General features: G+C 72.8%; 17 protein-coding genes. 6 read left to right on the top strand and 11 right to left on the bottom strand.

Annotation, left to right across the window (positions count from 1 at the left end):
* Positions 1-44: 44 nt before the first annotated feature.
* From ACZ6A9_RS17500 to fabG, 5 genes are all read right to left on the bottom strand, one after another.
* The gene (locus tag ACZ6A9_RS17500; RefSeq protein WP_468985906.1) at positions 45-560 is read right to left on the bottom strand and encodes a hypothetical protein; all 516 of its coding nucleotides are present in this window, start codon (positions 558-560) and stop codon (positions 45-47) included.
* 140 nt (positions 561-700) lie between these two features.
* Entirely contained in the window at positions 701-1,384 is a 684-nt protein-coding gene (gene ung / locus ACZ6A9_RS17495; RefSeq protein WP_468985903.1) for a uracil-DNA glycosylase, read from the bottom strand.
* An 89-nt stretch (positions 1,385-1,473) separates the two neighbouring features.
* Positions 1,474-3,060, bottom strand: a complete 1,587-nt coding sequence (locus ACZ6A9_RS17490; protein WP_468985901.1) for an ABC transporter substrate-binding protein — start codon at positions 3,058-3,060, stop codon at positions 1,474-1,476.
* 213 nt (positions 3,061-3,273) lie between these two features.
* Positions 3,274-4,032 (bottom strand): SDR family oxidoreductase, encoded by a 759-nt coding sequence (locus ACZ6A9_RS17485; RefSeq protein WP_468985898.1) that lies wholly within the window; start codon positions 4,030-4,032, stop codon positions 3,274-3,276.
* Positions 4,033-4,045: 13 nt separating this feature from the next.
* Positions 4,046-4,807 (bottom strand): 3-oxoacyl-ACP reductase FabG, encoded by a 762-nt coding sequence (fabG, locus tag ACZ6A9_RS17480; protein WP_468985894.1) that lies wholly within the window; start codon positions 4,805-4,807, stop codon positions 4,046-4,048.
* A 278-nt stretch (positions 4,808-5,085) separates the two neighbouring features.
* Between fabG and ACZ6A9_RS17475 the strand changes: the two genes are divergently transcribed.
* Positions 5,086-5,631, top strand: coding sequence for an excalibur calcium-binding protein (locus ACZ6A9_RS17475; protein ID WP_468985891.1), 546 nt, complete (start codon positions 5,086-5,088; stop codon positions 5,629-5,631).
* A 43-nt stretch (positions 5,632-5,674) separates the two neighbouring features.
* Here ACZ6A9_RS17475 and ACZ6A9_RS17470 read toward each other — a convergent pair whose 3' ends face one another.
* Both ACZ6A9_RS17470 and ACZ6A9_RS17465 read right to left on the bottom strand, forming a co-directional pair.
* Complete coding sequence (locus ACZ6A9_RS17470; RefSeq protein WP_468985885.1) at positions 5,675-6,058, bottom strand: DUF3037 domain-containing protein; 384 nt, start codon at positions 6,056-6,058, stop codon at positions 5,675-5,677.
* Positions 6,055-6,819 (bottom strand): HipA family kinase, encoded by a 765-nt coding sequence (locus ACZ6A9_RS17465; RefSeq protein ID WP_468985883.1) that lies wholly within the window; start codon positions 6,817-6,819, stop codon positions 6,055-6,057. Before ACZ6A9_RS17465 ends, ACZ6A9_RS17470 begins: the two co-directional genes overlap by 4 nt.
* Before the next feature lie 201 nt (positions 6,820-7,020).
* On the opposite strand from ACZ6A9_RS17465, the gene ACZ6A9_RS17460 reads away from it, so the two are divergent.
* Both ACZ6A9_RS17460 and ACZ6A9_RS17455 read left to right on the top strand, forming a co-directional pair.
* Entirely contained in the window at positions 7,021-7,506 is a 486-nt protein-coding gene (locus ACZ6A9_RS17460) for a Rieske (2Fe-2S) protein (protein WP_468985881.1), read from the top strand.
* Between the two features lie 41 nt (positions 7,507-7,547).
* Entirely contained in the window at positions 7,548-8,018 is a 471-nt protein-coding gene (locus ACZ6A9_RS17455) for a pyridoxamine 5'-phosphate oxidase family protein (protein WP_468985878.1), read from the top strand.
* Here ACZ6A9_RS17455 and ACZ6A9_RS17450 read toward each other — a convergent pair.
* Complete coding sequence (locus ACZ6A9_RS17450; protein WP_468985876.1) at positions 7,993-8,943, bottom strand: LysR family transcriptional regulator; 951 nt, start codon at positions 8,941-8,943, stop codon at positions 7,993-7,995. The genes ACZ6A9_RS17455 and ACZ6A9_RS17450 overlap by 26 nt on opposite strands.
* A gap of 75 nt (positions 8,944-9,018) precedes the next feature.
* Between ACZ6A9_RS17450 and ACZ6A9_RS17445 the strand changes: the two genes are divergently transcribed.
* Positions 9,019-9,966 (top strand): DMT family transporter, encoded by a 948-nt coding sequence (locus tag ACZ6A9_RS17445; RefSeq protein WP_468985872.1) that lies wholly within the window; start codon positions 9,019-9,021, stop codon positions 9,964-9,966.
* Positions 9,967-10,128: 162 nt separating this feature from the next.
* Here the strand turns inward: ACZ6A9_RS17445 and ACZ6A9_RS17440 are convergent, their stop codons facing one another.
* Positions 10,129-10,605, bottom strand: coding sequence for a hypothetical protein (locus ACZ6A9_RS17440; RefSeq protein WP_468985868.1), 477 nt, complete (start codon positions 10,603-10,605; stop codon positions 10,129-10,131).
* A 258-nt stretch (positions 10,606-10,863) separates the two neighbouring features.
* Positions 10,864-12,201, bottom strand: coding sequence for an aminotransferase class I/II-fold pyridoxal phosphate-dependent enzyme (locus tag ACZ6A9_RS17435; RefSeq protein ID WP_468985865.1), 1,338 nt, complete (start codon positions 12,199-12,201; stop codon positions 10,864-10,866).
* 35 nt (positions 12,202-12,236) lie between these two features.
* On the opposite strand from ACZ6A9_RS17435, the gene ACZ6A9_RS17430 reads away from it, so the two are divergent.
* Together ACZ6A9_RS17430 and ACZ6A9_RS17425 are read left to right on the top strand one after the other, a co-directional pair.
* Complete coding sequence (locus ACZ6A9_RS17430) at positions 12,237-12,917, top strand: pyridoxamine 5'-phosphate oxidase family protein (protein WP_468985861.1); 681 nt, start codon at positions 12,237-12,239, stop codon at positions 12,915-12,917.
* Positions 12,917-13,546: an FMN-binding negative transcriptional regulator gene (locus ACZ6A9_RS17425; protein WP_468985858.1), complete on the top strand. Its 630-nt coding sequence runs from the start codon at positions 12,917-12,919 to the stop codon at positions 13,544-13,546. The genes ACZ6A9_RS17430 and ACZ6A9_RS17425 overlap by 1 nt, the downstream gene beginning before the upstream one ends.
* A gap of 31 nt (positions 13,547-13,577) precedes the next feature.
* Here ACZ6A9_RS17425 and ACZ6A9_RS17420 read toward each other — a convergent pair whose 3' ends face one another.
* A complete protein-coding gene (locus tag ACZ6A9_RS17420; RefSeq protein ID WP_468985856.1) occupies positions 13,578-14,534 on the bottom strand; it encodes a DMT family transporter in 957 nt (318 codons plus the stop codon).
* Between the last annotated feature and the right edge of the window lie 52 nt (positions 14,535-14,586).

The raw sequence follows: 14,586 nt of genomic DNA, 5'->3' as shown, positions 1-14,586 counted from the left end.
GCTCCGCGCCGGGGCCGGGCAGGCCCCAGGGGTGTCGTGGAGCCCTAGGGACGCTGCCCGGGCAGCCCCCGGCCTTCGGGGCTCCCGCCCTCCTCGAGCCGGGACTCCAGCCGCCGGATGGCCGCCCGTACACCCTCTCCGTAGCGGTCGTCGGCGAGGGCGCGGGCCGTCTCCCGGGCCCGGCGCAGGTGGGTGCGGGCGGCGTCGGGGCGGCCGAGGCGGGCGTAGTCGGCGGCGAGGCCGAGGTGCAACGAAGGGTAGAGGGCGCGCAGGGCGGGGGACGCCTCGTGCGCGGCCGGGCGGTCGTCGGCGACCTCCTCGGCCGCGGTAAGGGCCCGCAGGTCCCAGGCCAGTTCGTCGCCGGGGTCGTCCTGGGTGTCGGCGAGGTAGTGGGCGAGCGTGCAGCGGTGCAGCGGGTCGCCGTGCTCACCGATCTCCGCCCACAGGCCGAGGAAGCGACGCCGGGCCTCCTCGCGGTCGCCCGCGTGGTGCAGCATCACGACCTGACCGATCCGTGTCAGTACCGCGTCCGGCGCCGCCTGCCCCTGTCGTTCGGCCACCACGTCCTCCACCACCGCTCGCCGGCTGTCGTCCCCCGACGCTAACCGCAGGCGGGGGCAATGCCGGACAAGCCGCTCCGGGGCCCGCCACGGGTGAGCCGGGTGCCGGGCCCGGCGAAGCGGCCCGGCCCGGGGCGGTGTCAGCCCGCGCTCGGCACCGTCCAGTCGATCGGCGCGTGGCCCTGCGCGGCCACCGCCTCGTTGATCTGCGTGAACGGCCGGGAGCCGAAGAACTTCTTCGCCGACAGCGGTGAGGGGTGCGCGCCCTTGACCACCACGTGCCGGCTCTCGTCGATCAGCGGGAGCTTCTTCTGCGCGTAGTTGCCCCACAGCACGAAGACCGCCGGGTCGGGGCGGTCGGCGACCGCGCGGATGACCGCGTCGGTGAACCTCTCCCAGCCCCGCCCCTTGTGCGAGTTAGCCTCGCCGGCGCGGACCGTGAGTACCGCGTTGAGCAGCAGCACGCCCTGCTCGGCCCACGGCATCAGATAGCCGTTGTCCGGGACGGGCGTGCCGAGCTCGGCGTGCATCTCCTTGTAGATGTTGCGCAGGGACGGGGGGATCCGCACGCCCGGCCGGACCGAGAAGCACAGGCCGTGGCCCTGGCCCTCGCCGTGGTACGGGTCCTGGCCGAGGACCAGGACCTTGACCTTGTCGTACGGCGTGGCGTCCAGCGCCGCGAAGACCTCCTCGCGGGGCGGGTAGACGGGACCCTTCGCCCGCTCCTCCTCGACGAACGCCGTCAGCTCCTTGAAGTAGGGCTGCTGCAGTTCGTCGCCCAGAACCCCGCGCCAGGACTCGGGCAGCATGGCGATGTCGGTCACGTCAATGTCCTCACGTGTGCGGTCACTTCCAGGCCACTGAACCTACAGGCGACCACTGACATCCGGCCCCGCGGCCGTGAGCGTCCGGTCTACCAGCTGGTCTTCCGGGACAGCTGCCACAGCATCATGATCGTGGAGGGGTCCATCGACCGCTCCGCGCCCGAGACGTCCCGGCTCGCCGCCACGTACTGCCGGCCCTGCCACAGGGGCAGCAGCCGCACGTCGTCGACGAGGATCTGCTGGGCCTCCTCGAACTGCTTCACCACGTTGCCGCGGTCGCTCTCCCGGCGGGAGCTGGGCAGCAGCTTGTTGGTGATCTCGGTCGCCTCGTAGGGCGTACCGAGCGCGTTCTGCTTGCCGACGAAGGGGGCGATGAAGTTGTCGGCGTCCGGGAAGTCGGGGGACCAGCCACGCCCGAACACCGGGTACTCGCCGTTCTGGTAGCCCTCGACGTACGTCTTCCAGGGGCGGCTCTTGAGCGTGACGTCGAACAGCTTCGACGCCTCCAGCTGCTTCTCGATCTCCTTGAACTCCAGCGCGGTCTCGGAGCCGTAGCGGTCGGTGGTGTACCAGAGGGTGAGCGGGACGGGTTCGGTGATGCCCGCGTCGGTCAGGATGTCCCGGGCCTTGTCGGCGCTGGGCTCGCCGTAGTCGTCGAAGAAGCCGGTGGTGTGCCCGGTCAGGCCCTTGGGGACCATGGAGTACAGCGGGTCGACGGTGTCCCGGTAGACCTTGTGCGCGATCGCCGCGCGGTCGAGGACCTGCGCGATGGCCTGGCGCACCTCCTTCTTGCCGGCCCACCGGTCCTTCGGGTTGAACACCAGGTAGTTGATGTCGGTCCCGGTGCCCTCGATGAGCTGGATCTCCTGCTCCTTGGAGGCCCTGCCCTGGAAGTCGATGACGTCGCCGGCGGCCAGACCCCGGTAGGTCAGGTCGATCTCCCTGTCCCGCAGCGCCTTGACCATGGTGCTGGATTCCTGGAAGTAGCGGACGGTGACCGCGCTGTTCTTCCGGTCGGCGAAGCCCTTGTAGCGGTCGTTGCGGACGAGTTCGGCCCGCTTCCCCTCCTCGTACGCCTGGAGCGTGTACGGCCCGGAGCCGACGGCCTCGGTGCCCTCACGCAGCGCGTCCGAGGGGTAGGACTCCGGGTCGACGATCGACATCGCGGGGGTGGCGAGGACGAACGGGAAGGTGGCGTCCGGCTTGTTGAGGTAGAAGACGACCTCGCGTTCGCTGGGCGCCTGCACCCTCTCCAGGCTGCCCAGCAGACCGGCCGGGCCACCGTTGACGTTGATCTCGCGGATCCGGTCGATCGAGTGCTTGACCGCCTTGGCGTCCAGGGTGCCGCCGTCGGAGAACGTCAGGCCCTCGCGCAGTTCGCAGCGGAAGACCCGGTTGGAGCTGTCGGAGAACTCGCAGCTCTCCGCGGCGTCCGGTTGGGGGGTGGTCGCACCGATGGGGTAACTCAACAGCGTCTGATAGATGTTGCGGAACAGTTCCCAGGAACTGTCCCAGGAGGCGGCAGGATCCAGCGTGCTGGGCGAGCTGGTGGTTCCCACGACTATTGGTCCCTCGTCGTCCGGATCGCCGGACGACAGGATTCCGCATCCGGTTATCAGGGACGATATGGACGCGATGGCCGCCACCCGCCGCAGGCATCGGTTCCGGTTGAACACGCGCACGCTCCTCGATCTGCCATGCCAAGGGTCGGCAGACCATACCGCAGTGACACGCCCGCTGACCCCCCTCTCCGCACCCCTTGAGATCAACTTGCGATGACTACGTTGTCACGCGCCGTCGCCTGCCGGATACGCCGACACGGGCGCCGTTTTCGTCAACGGGCGCCCGTGTCGGGACCGGCTCGTGCGCGTGTGCGCGGGCGTTGCGGGTCAGGCCACGCCGGCGTTCAGGAAGATGCCGCCGTCGACGACCAGGGTCTGACCGGTGACCCAGTCCGACTGCTCCGAGGTGAGGAAGGCGGCGGCGCCGCCGATGTCGGACGGCACGCCGAGCCGGCCCAGCGGGTAGCCGGCGGCGGCCTCCTCCTCCCGGCCCTCGTAGAGCGCCTGCGCGAACTTGGTCTTCACCACCGCGGGGGCGATGGCATTGACCCGCACCTTCGGCGCGAACTCGTGCGCCAGCTGCTGGGTCAGGTTGATCAGCGCGGCCTTGCTGACGCCGTAGGCGGCGATGAACGGTGAGGGTGCGAGGCCCGCGACGGAGGCGATGTTGACGATCGCGCCGCCGTTGTCCTTCTGCCAGGCGTGCCAGGTCTTCTGCGCGAAGCCCAGCGCCGAGATCACGTTCGTCTCGAACACCTTGCGGGCCACGTTCAGGTCGAGGTCGGCGATCGGCCCGAACACCGGGTTGGTGCCGGCGTTGTTGACGAGGTAGTCGACGCGCCCGAAGGCCTCCATGGCGCGCTCGACGGCGACGGCCTGGTGGGCCTCGTCGTGCGCCTTGCCGGCGACGTACACGGCCCGGTCGGGGCCGAGCTTCTCCACGGCTTCCTTGAGGGCGTCCTCGCCCCGGCCGGTGAGGCAGACCCGGTCGCCGCGTGCGACGAGCGCCTCGGCGACGCCGTAGCCGATTCCGCGGCTGGCGCCGGTGATCAGGGCGACCTTGCCCGAGAGTTCCACAGCAGTCATGTTCCCGGTCTTCCTAGTCGAGCGGTCCGCCGGCGACGTACAGCACCTGGCCGGAGACGAAGCCGGCGGCCTCGCCGGTGAAGAAGGCGATGGCGTTGGCGATGTCCTCGGGGTAGCCGACGCGGGCGACCGGGATCTGGGTGGCGGCGGCGGCCTTGAAGTCCTCGAAGCCCATACCGACGCGGTCGGCGGTGGCCTTGGTCATCTCGGTGGCGATGAAGCCGGGGGCGACGGCGTTGGCGGTGATGCCGAACTTGCCGAGCTCCTTGGCGAGCGTCTTGGTGAAGCCCTGCAGACCGGCCTTGGCGGCCGAGTAGTTGACCTGGCCGCGGTTGCCGAGCGCGGAGGAGGAGGACAGGTTGACGATGCGTCCGAACCCCGCGTCGACCATGTGGTTCTGACAGGCCTTCGACATCAGGAAGGCGCCGCGCAGGTGCACGTTCATGACGGTGTCCCAGTCGGAGACGCTCATCTTGAACAGCAGGTTGTCGCGGAGCACGCCCGCGTTGTTGACCAGGACGGTCGGCGCGCCGAGCTCCTCGGCGATGCGCGCGACGGCGGCCTCGACCTGCCCCTCGTCGGAGACGTCGCAGCCGACCGCGAGGGCCCGGCCACCGGCGGCGGTGATCTTCTCCACGGTGTCCTTGCAGGCCGCCTCGTCCAGGTCGATCACGGCGACCGCGTGGCCCTCGGCGGCCAGTCGTACGGCGGTGGCGGCGCCGATGCCGCGCGCGGCGCCGGTGACGACCGCGACCCGCTGCTCAGTGGTGGACATTGCTGCTTCTCCTCGCCCTTGGGATGCGGCTCCGCGGCCGGACTCGTTCAGTGAGCGACCGCTTAGTACCTTCAGCAGACGTGACGCTAGAAGCCCTGGCACCCGGTGTCAACGGCGCACCGCTTCGGTGTGATCCATTCCCCGCGCGTGCGGGCGCTCCGCCCGGTCCCCGGCCTCGTGCCGCCGAGCACCCGATCGGCGCAGCGCCGCGCGCCTTCGCGCCGGAGGGCCCCTAGCGTCGAAGGGTGAGCCACCCACGGCCGGAGAGGAGGCGCTCCATGCGTCGTCGCACCGGAGTCATAGGCACACTGATCGCGCTCGCCGCGATCGTGCCGTTGGCCGACCCCGCCCGCGCCCAGGATCTGGACTGCGGCGATTTCACCTACCAGGAGGACGCGCAGGCCTTCTTCGACCTGGACCGGAGTGATCCGCACCGGCTCGACGAGGACCCGGGCCCGGACGACGGGCTCGCCTGTGAGGCGCTCCCCCGGCGCGGCCTCACCTCGTCCACGTTCCGGCCCGCGCCGGTCAGCCCCGCTCCCATCCGGTCGGCGTCGCCGTCACCGGCCCCGACGACCGCTCCGCCCACCAGGACTCCGGCTCCCCCGCCGACCAGGACTTCCAGCCCGGTGCCGGTGACTCCCACCGTGACGTCCGCCGCGCCGGCGGCCCCCTCCACCGTGGCCCCGACGCGGGGTGTGGAGGGCGGGCTGGGCGGCTCCTCGGACTCCGGCCCGAGCGGCTGGGACCTGGGCGTGGGAGCGACGTTCGTGACGGGCGCCGTCCTCGCGGCGGGACACCTGGTGAGGCGCCGCCGCGCCTGACGGGGTGTGGACGGACACAGGTCCGGGGCCGTCCAGGCCCGGTTCAGCGGACGAGCAGGTCGAGGAGCCGCTCCGCCTCCGCCGCGGGATCGGCGGTGAGCCCGGTGTGCACGGGGCCGGGCTGGACGATGGTGGACCGGGGCGCGATCAGCCAGCGGAATCGCCGTCCCGCGTCGTCCCGCGCCGCCTGCCCCGCCGCATTCCCGCCCGCGCAGACCCCTTCGACCGCGCGCAGCGCCGCCCGCACGCCGGGCAGGTCGGCGGCGGGGTCGAGGGCGAGCAGCCGCGCCTCGTCGAGGTGGGTGCGGGCCGTGACGAAGGACCGGTGGCGGCAGTACACGAGCACCCCGGCGTTGACGCGTTCGCCGCGCTCGATACGCGGTACGACCCTCAGCAGGGCGTACTCGTAGACGTGCCGGTCGCTCACTGGTCCCCCTCGAGGCCGTGGATGTCGCGGTGGACGGTGGTCGCGCGGGCGAGCAGCGGCCGCGCGTAGGCCCGCCGGAGCTCGTCGGGCGTGTCGAAGCCCGGCTCCCCGGCCAGCCAGGCGTCGGGGATCTCCGCGGTGACCTCGGCCAGCAGTTCATCGGTCACCCGCGGTGCGAGTTCGGCCGCGGCGGCCGCGACGTCCGGCGCGAAGGTACGCAGCGCGTGGTCGGTGGCGTCGTAGGGGCGGGCTGCGGAGGCGGTGGCGCCGGGCCAGTTGTGGTGCCAGATCATCGTCGCGCCGTGGTCGATGAGCCACAGTCCGTCCCGCAGGCGGAGCATGTTGGGGTTGCGCCAGGAACGGTCGACGTTGTTCACCAGCGCGTCGAACCAGACGATCCGTCCGGCCTCCTCGGGGCTCACCTCGAAGGCGAGCGGGTCGAAGCCGAGGGCGCCGGAGAGGAAGTCCATGCCGAGGTTGGTGCCGCCGCTGGACTTCAGCAGGTGCTGCACCTCCTGCTCGGGTTCACCCAGCCCCAGTACGGGGTCGAGTTCGACGGTGACCAGCCGTGGCACCCGCAGGCCCAGCCGGCGGGCGAGTTCCCCGCACACCACCTCGGCGACCAGCGTCTTGCGGCCCTGTCCGGCGCCGCTGAACTTCAGGACGTAGGTCCCGAGATCGTCGGCCTCGACCAGTCCCGGCAGCGAGCCGCCCTCGCGCAGCGGCCCGACGAAACGGGTCGCGATGACTTCCTTGAGCATCGCCCCAGGCTACTGGCGCGTCACCGCACGTCGGAGGGGGCGGGGCGGGAAGGGCGGCCGCCCGGCAGGGAAACGACAGCTGTGGTTTACGCCCGTCCGACCAGGCATACGCCAAGCTCTCGTCACTGCCTGAACAGGGTGGCCCCGCTGACCGTACCTCTCCCCGGATCACCTGTCCGCCCAGGAAGGGAAACTCTCGGCATGACCGCATCGCTCCACTCCGCATCGGGACCCGCCCGCCGCACCGTCGTCGCGGCGGCAGGGGCGGCGGGCCTCGCCGTCGCGCTGACCGCGTGCGGCGGTTCCGACGACGAGGCGTCCGGCCCCCCGGCTGACTCCGGGTCCCCGGGCGGCGCACCGGACGACGGCACGGGCGGCGGTGGCGGCGAGGCCGCCGGCGGCACGCCCCTCGCCTCGACCGCCGACATCCCCGAGGGCGGCGGGAAGGTCTTCGCCGAACGCAAGGTCGTCGTCACCCAGCCCTCGGCGGGCGAGTTCAAGGCGTTCTCGGCGACCTGCACCCACCAGGGGTGCGCGGTGAAGAGCGTCGCCGACGGCGTGATCAACTGCCCCTGTCACAACAGCGACTTCTCCATCACCGACGGAAGTGTGCGGGGCGGTCCGGCCACGAAACCCCTGCCCGCGGTGGAGATCACCGTCAGCGGGGACTCGATCACCCTCGCCTGAACCTGCGGCGCCGGGTACGACGTGAGAGAAGAAAGGACCGTATGACCGCCACGCAGCGCCGGGGCCGCAAGATCATGATGACGCCGGGGGAGCTGGACGATTTCCTCACCGCCCAGCGCACCTGCCGGGTCGCCACGGTGTCCGCCGACGGGGCTCCGCACGTCAGCACGCTCTGGTTCGCCTGGGACGGCACCGCGCTGTGGCTCTACTCCGTGGTGCGCAGCAGACGCTGGGCGGATCTGCGGCGGGATCCGCGCGTGGCGATCGTGGTCGACACGGGCGAGGAGTACGACGAACTGCGCGGCGCTGAGCTCTCGGGACGGGTGGAGTTCGTGGGCGAGATCCCGCGGACCGGTGAGCTGCGGGCGGAACTCGACGTCCCTGAGACGCTGTTCGCCCGTAAGAACTTCGGTCTGGACGAGATGCCGCACGACGGCCGGCACGCCTGGCTGCGCCTGACCCCGGAGAAGATCGTCTCCTGGGACTTCAGGAAGCTGTCGACGCTGTCGTAGGGCTCGCGCCGCTCGCCGCGTCTCCCCCGACGCGCTGCCCCGCCGCCCGCAGGGCCCGCACCGCCGCCCGGATGGAGGGGCGGCGGTCGGCGTCCGCGCGCCAGACCACGAAGACGTGCCGGCGCACGCGCTGCCGGAGCGGGACGGTCACCACGCCGCCGGGCAGCGGGTCACGGCCCAGCAGGGGGGCGACGCAGACGCCGAGTCCCGCCGCGACCAGGGCGAGTTGGGTGTGGCTCTCGGCGGCGAGGTGACCGACGACCGGCTCGACGCCCTTGGAGCGCAGGGTGAACATCAGCCACTCGTGGCAGAACTCGCCCTCGCCCCAGGTGATCCACTCGTCGTCGGCCAGCTCCGCGAGGTCCACCTCCTCGCGTCCGGCCAGCCGGTGCCCGGCCGGGAGTGCCACGTCGGCCGGGTCGTCGAGCAACAGCGCCTTGACCAGGCCGTCGGGCAGGGGCATCGGCTTGTTGTACCAGTCGAGTACGACGGCGAGGTCGAGGTCGCCCCGGACGACTCCCCGGATGCCCCGCTCGGGTTCCAGTTCGCTGGAGCGCACGCGCAGCGCCGGGTGCCGTGCGCGCAGATCCGCGAGCGCGGACGGCAGCAGCCCTCGCGCGGCGGTCGGGAACGCCGAGACCCGCAGCTCGCCGGCGACCTGACCGCGCTGCGCCTCCAGATCGGACTGGGCGAGTTCGACCTGGGACAGGATGCGGGCGGCGTGTTCGGCGAGCAGCCGGCCCGCGTCGGTGAGCCGGACGCCGCGCCCGTTCTTCGCCAGCAGTTGCTGGCCGGCCTCGCGCTCCAGTTTCGCCATCTGCTGCGAGACGGCGGAGGTGGTGATGTGCAGCCCTTCGGCCGCACCGCTGACCGAGCCGTGCCGGGCGAGGGCGTCGAGGGTGCGCAGGCGCTCCAGGTTCAACATGTAAGCGATGCTACGAAATACCCCGTGCGAAATCTCGATTGTGCTACGAGATGAGCGTCCCGCATCGTTGCGTCCATGAGCAGCGTCACCGCGACCACCACCACGCCGGTCCCGTCCGGCCCCACCCCCGGAGCCGGCCGTCCCCGCCTGGACTGGCGCCTGCGCTTCGGTGCGCTCTCCTTGATCTGGGGCTTCAGCTTCCTCCTCATCAAGGTCGGCACGCAGGGCTACGCCCCGTTCCAGGTCACCCTCGGCCGACTGGCCTTCGGGACGGCGGTCCTCGCGGTCGCCATGGCGGTGCGCCGGGAGCGGCTGCCGCGCGGTGCGCGCACCTGGGGCCATCTCGCGGTCGCCGGGTTCCTGCTGAACGCCCTGCCCTTCTCACTGTTCGCGTTCGCCGAGCTGACCATCCCGTCCACACTGGCCGGCATCTGCAACGCCACCTCACCGCTGTGGGGCATGGCGCTGTCCCTGGTGGCACTGTCCGAGGACCGGCCGACCCGGGTGCGGGTGGCGGGGCTGGGGCTGGGCTTCCTCGGGGTGCTGACCGTGCTGGGCGCCTGGCAGGGCTTCCAGGGCCTGGACGCCCGCGGCACCGCGCTCGCCCTGCTGGCCTCGCTGAGCTACCCGGTGGGCTGGATCTACGTCCGTCGCACCCTGGCGGGCAGCAGCCACTCGAACCTCTCCCTGACCGGCGGCCAGTTGCTGCTCGCGACGGCACAACTGGCCGTGGTCACCCCGCTGTTCACCACTGTCCCGAGCAGCTTCGCCGTGGGACCGCTGCTGGCGATCGCCGCGCTGGGCACACTGGGTACCGGCCTCGCCGTCCTCGTCCAGTACGGCCTGGTCGCCGAGGTCGGTCCGACGACCGGCCAGATGGTGACGTACTTCGTCCCGGTGATCGCCGCGGCGGCCGGCATCGCCCTCCTCGGCGAGACGCTGACCTGGTCGACACCGGTGGGCGCGGCGATCGTGCTGGCGGGTGCGGCACTGACCCAGGTCCGCCCGAAGCGCCCGGCGTAGCGGCGCCGGACGCCGACCGTCAGCCGCCTTCGCGACGCGTGCGGGCGGGCCGGCCGGAAAGCGGCTGTGGCCTTGCCCGGTGCCCGGGCAAGGCCGGACGGCGGCGCGTCGGGAGGGATCTGCCCCGTCACCCTTGCCTGCGGTCACGCCACGTCACCCGACCTACGGCTCCGCGAGGAGCACGACCCGGTCGGCCTCGACGTCGAAGCCGAGCACCGGATGGCCGTAATACCCCTCAGGGTCCATGAACACCGGTCTGCCCAGCCGCCGCCCGATCGCGCGGAGGAAGCCGCAGAACTCGTCGAGTCGCTCCTGGCCCTGCACCTTCCGCAGGTCGACGTCGAAGTCGACCTCGTCGCCGGCATGGAACCGGAAGATCGCCGACATCCCGGCCGTCGGCCAGACCCGCAGGGCCGGGCACTCGGCACCTGCGGGACGGGACAGCACGGCCTCCGCCCTGGGCACCGGAAGCACCCTGCCCCCTTCGGAGTACTGGCACGTCCAGCCCTTCTCCGTGACAAGGTCGAGGAGCGCCTGCCAGCCCTCCGGCATGGCATGCGGCACCCGCAGGTCCGGCAACGACCCCATCGAGTCAGGGTCGAAGAAGCACTTCACGTCGTCCCACAGCAGATCGGACACCCCGCCATGCTGCCCGACCCCCGGGTTCGACGCAGCACCGTTTTCCTCGACCGAGCCTTCACCGCCTCCGGCTGCCGGCTCCCCGGCCGGATCTGCCGGATCCCTGAGACCTCACCGACGTCCGCGAGCGGGATCGTGCCGGCGGTGGCAGCCACCGACCACGCCCGGTAAGGGGGCCGACAGCGGGACGGCAGCCGGAACGGCCTCGGCGCCGGCCGGATCCGCCGGCGTCTGCGGAGAGTCTCGTCCGCCCGCGCCTCAGACGTACGTCCGCGCAGGCCCCCCGGCAGGACCGAGCGCCGCGGCGACGGCCTCGGACAGGGGCTCGATCTCGGCCTCGGTGAGGGTCGACACCGTGACCCGGATACCCGGCGGCGCGTTCATCCGGAAGCGGGCGCCCGGGGCCACCGCCCAGCCGGCGTGCAGCAGCCGGGCGACGGCGCCTGTCTCGTCCCGGACGGGCACCCACACGTTCATGCCGCTGGGTCCGTACGCCGCGATCCCGCGCCGGGCGAGCGCCCCGATCAGGGCGTCCCGGCGCCGCCCGTAGCACCCGGCGACGGCCACCGGGTCCACCGCGCCCTCGCTCCACAGACGCGCCACGGCCCGCTGGACGATCAGGCTGACCCAGCCGGGTCCGAGCCGCTGCCGGCCCCGCACCCGGTCGAGCGTCATCGCGTCCCCGGTGAGCACCGCGAGCCGCAGGTCGGGGCCGTAGGCCTTGGCCGCCGAACGTACGAAGGCCCAGCTCCGGGTGGTTCCCGCGAGGGGGTGGAGCGGGATGTCGACGATGTGGTGCCCGTGGTCGTCCTCGATCAGCAGCGTCTCCGGGTGAGCGGCGAGCACCGGCCGCAGGGCGCGCGCGCGTGCGGCGCTCAGCGCGGCACCGGTCGGGTTCTGTGCGCGGTCGGTGACGATCAGGGCCCGGGCACCTCCCGCCAGCGCCCCGCGCACGTCGTCGGGGAGCGGGCCCTCGTCGTCGAGGCCCACGGGGACGGTCCGCAGCCCGAGCGCCGGAACCAGGTCCAGCAGACTGCCCCACCCGGGGTCCTCCACCGCGACCGCGTCCCCGGGCCTGAGGTGGGCGGCGAGCACCCGCTCGATGGCGTCCAGTGCCCCCGAGGTGACGGCGACGGGCCCGTCGGGCACACCGTCGGCGTCCAGCCCGTCCCGCGCGGCCCGCGCCAGTCCTGGATCCACCGGCGCGTGCCCGTAGAGCACCGGCTCCCGGTCGCCCTGCGCGGCCGCCGCCGCGAAGGCCCCGGCGAGCGCCGGCAGCAGCGCCGGGTCGGGGCTGCCCTCGGACAGGTCCCGCACACCCGGCGGCACCTCCACCCGCATGAGGTCGCGTGCCGTGGTGGCCGGCTTGGGCCGCACCCGGCTGCCCCTCCGGCCCGCCGTCTCGATGACCCCGCGCTCGCGCAGGGTGCGGTACGCGGCCGCGACGGTGTTCGCGTTGACCCCGAGCCGTTCCGCCAACTCCCGCATCGGGGGCAGCAGTTCACCCGGACGCAGCTCTCCTTCACCCACCGCGCGCTCGATGCTCGCGGAAATCTCCGCTGCGCGCCGCCCACTGATCCGATACTCTCCTAGCACAAAGCCAATTATGCACTAGTACAATGGAGAACGCCATGCAGGGGACCCGGCCGCCGCAGCCCGCCGCCACCTATCCGCCCACCGAGCGCACCGTCCCCACCCGCTCCCCCGGCCGCGCCGCGTACGACAAGGAGCTGGTGCACGCGATACTCGACGAGGGTTACGTCTGCCACCTCGGTTTCGTCCGCGACGGCGCGCCGGTGGTGCTGCCCACGCTGTACGGGCGGGTCGGCGAGGTGCTGTACGTCCACGGCTCGACCGGCTCGCGTCCCCTGCGCGCGGCGGGCCGGGCCGGCTCCGGCCTGCCGGTCTGCCTGACCGTCACCCACGTCGACGCACTGGTGCTGGCCCGCTCGGCCTTCCACCACTCGGTCAACTACCGTTCCGTGGTGGTGCACGGCCCGGCGTACGACGTGACCGACCCCGAGGAGAAGCGGAGGGCGCTGGACGCCCTGGTCGACCATGTCGTACCGGGCCGCGCCGCCGACTCCCGGCCGGCCGACAGGAAGGAACTGGCCGCCACCGCGGTGATCCGCCTCGACCTCACCGAGGTCTCCGCCAAGCTTCGCGCCGGCGGCGTCAACGACGAACCGGAGGACCTGGGCCTGCCCCACTGGGCCGGTGTCGTCCCGCTGCGCAAGGGCTACGACGCCCCGCTCGCCGACCCCGCGCTGGCCCCCGGCACCGCGGTCCCCGGCTACCTGACGGCCCTGTGATGCTGATCCACCCCTGGGACGCGCCCCGCGACGACGAGTGGCAGCGGTGGCTGACCGCGCACGACTTCGGACAGCTCGCGGTGAACGGCCCGCCCGGCGAACCGCCGTTGGTCCAGCCCCTGCACTTCGCCTACGACGCCGGGCGCCGCGAGGCGGTCACCCACCTGGCCCGGCCGAACCCGCTCTGGCAGGCCGTCGAGGCGGACCCGCGGGTCCTGCTGAGCGTGGTCGACGACTACGTGTACGTGCCCGGTCCATGGCAGGCCGAGCCCGGCACCCCGCCCGAGCACGGGGTGCCGACGAGCCTGTACGCCGCCGTACAACTGCGGTGCCACGCCCACGTCGTGGACGATCCGTCGGAGAAGGCCGCGCTGCTGAACCTCCAGACGGGTCACTTCCAGCCGGAGGGCGGCTCGGCACCCGCGGCGGCCGGCGAGGCACCGTACGGCAGGTTGCTGTCCGGCATCCGCGGACTGAGACTCGAAGTGATCGGCGTACGGGCGAAGTTCAAGTACGCGGGCAAACGGTCGGCGGCGGTGCGGACACGGATCGCGGCCGGTCTCACGGACCGGAACGGCGCGCGGGACTCCGAGGCCCGCGCGCACGTCCTGCGCCGGGAGCAGGCCTGACGAAGGGCCCCCTCCGGGAGGGCCCCCGCCGTCACGCGGTCATGGCCGCCGGCTCCGCCTTGCCGGCCCGCGCACCGCGCGCCTCCCCCACCGCGAGGCCCGCGACCGAGCCCAGCATCAGCAGGGTGCCCACCAGCGTGGCCGGCGTCAGCCGCTCACCGAGCAGGGCCACCGCGAGCACCGCCGCGCTCACCGGCTCCAGCAGCATGATCACGGACACGGTGGCCGACCGTACGACGGCGGCACCCGCGAAGTAGAGGCCGTAGGCCAGCGCCGTCGGCACGGAGGCGACGTACGCCAGCAGGCAGAGCAGCACGCCGGGCGCGTCCGTGTGCGGCACCAGCCCCTCGACCGCGGCGAACGGCAGCAGCACCGCACTGGTGACGGCGAACGCCGCCACCGTCGTGCCGGAGGAGTCCACCGCGCCGTCGCGTCCCCACCATCGGGTGAGCAGGGTCATCGCCGAGTACCCGGCGGCGGACAGCAGGGCGAGCAGGACGCCCCAGGTGTCCACGGTGGTGTCCCCGCCCCCGAGAACGAGCACCACGAGTCCGGCGAGCGCGCCGACGACGGCTGCCAGGCCGCCGCGCCCCAGCCGCTCCCCCAGGGTCAGCCGGGCTCCCAGTGCGATGAGGACGGGTCCGGCGCCGAGGGTGACGACGGTGGCCACGGCGAGTCCCGTGGCCGAGACGGCCGCGAAGTAGGCGGTCTGGAAGAGGGCGAGCCCGATCCCGGTGGCTCCGGCCCGCAGCGCCCGCCGGCCGAGCGGCTCGGGGGCGGCCGTCCGGGGGCGTCGGGACAGCGGTCGCACGGCGAGCAGCAGGAGCAGCCCGAGGGCACAGCGCCAGAAGGAGAGGGAGACGGGGCCCATGTCGCTGGTCCGGTAGACCAGCGAGGCGGCCGCACCCGCGGTGCCCCAGGCGGCACCGGCGACGATCAGATAGAGGAGGCCTCGCCCGACGGGCAGGCCGGAGACGGCGTTCGACACGTGTTCTCTCCGCGGTGACGCGCGCCGCGCGCGTCGGCGCGGGCGCGGAAGT

Source organism: Streptomyces sp. NPDC041124 (assembly GCF_055592385.1).
This window is presented reverse-complemented; position numbering and strand designations above follow the sequence as displayed.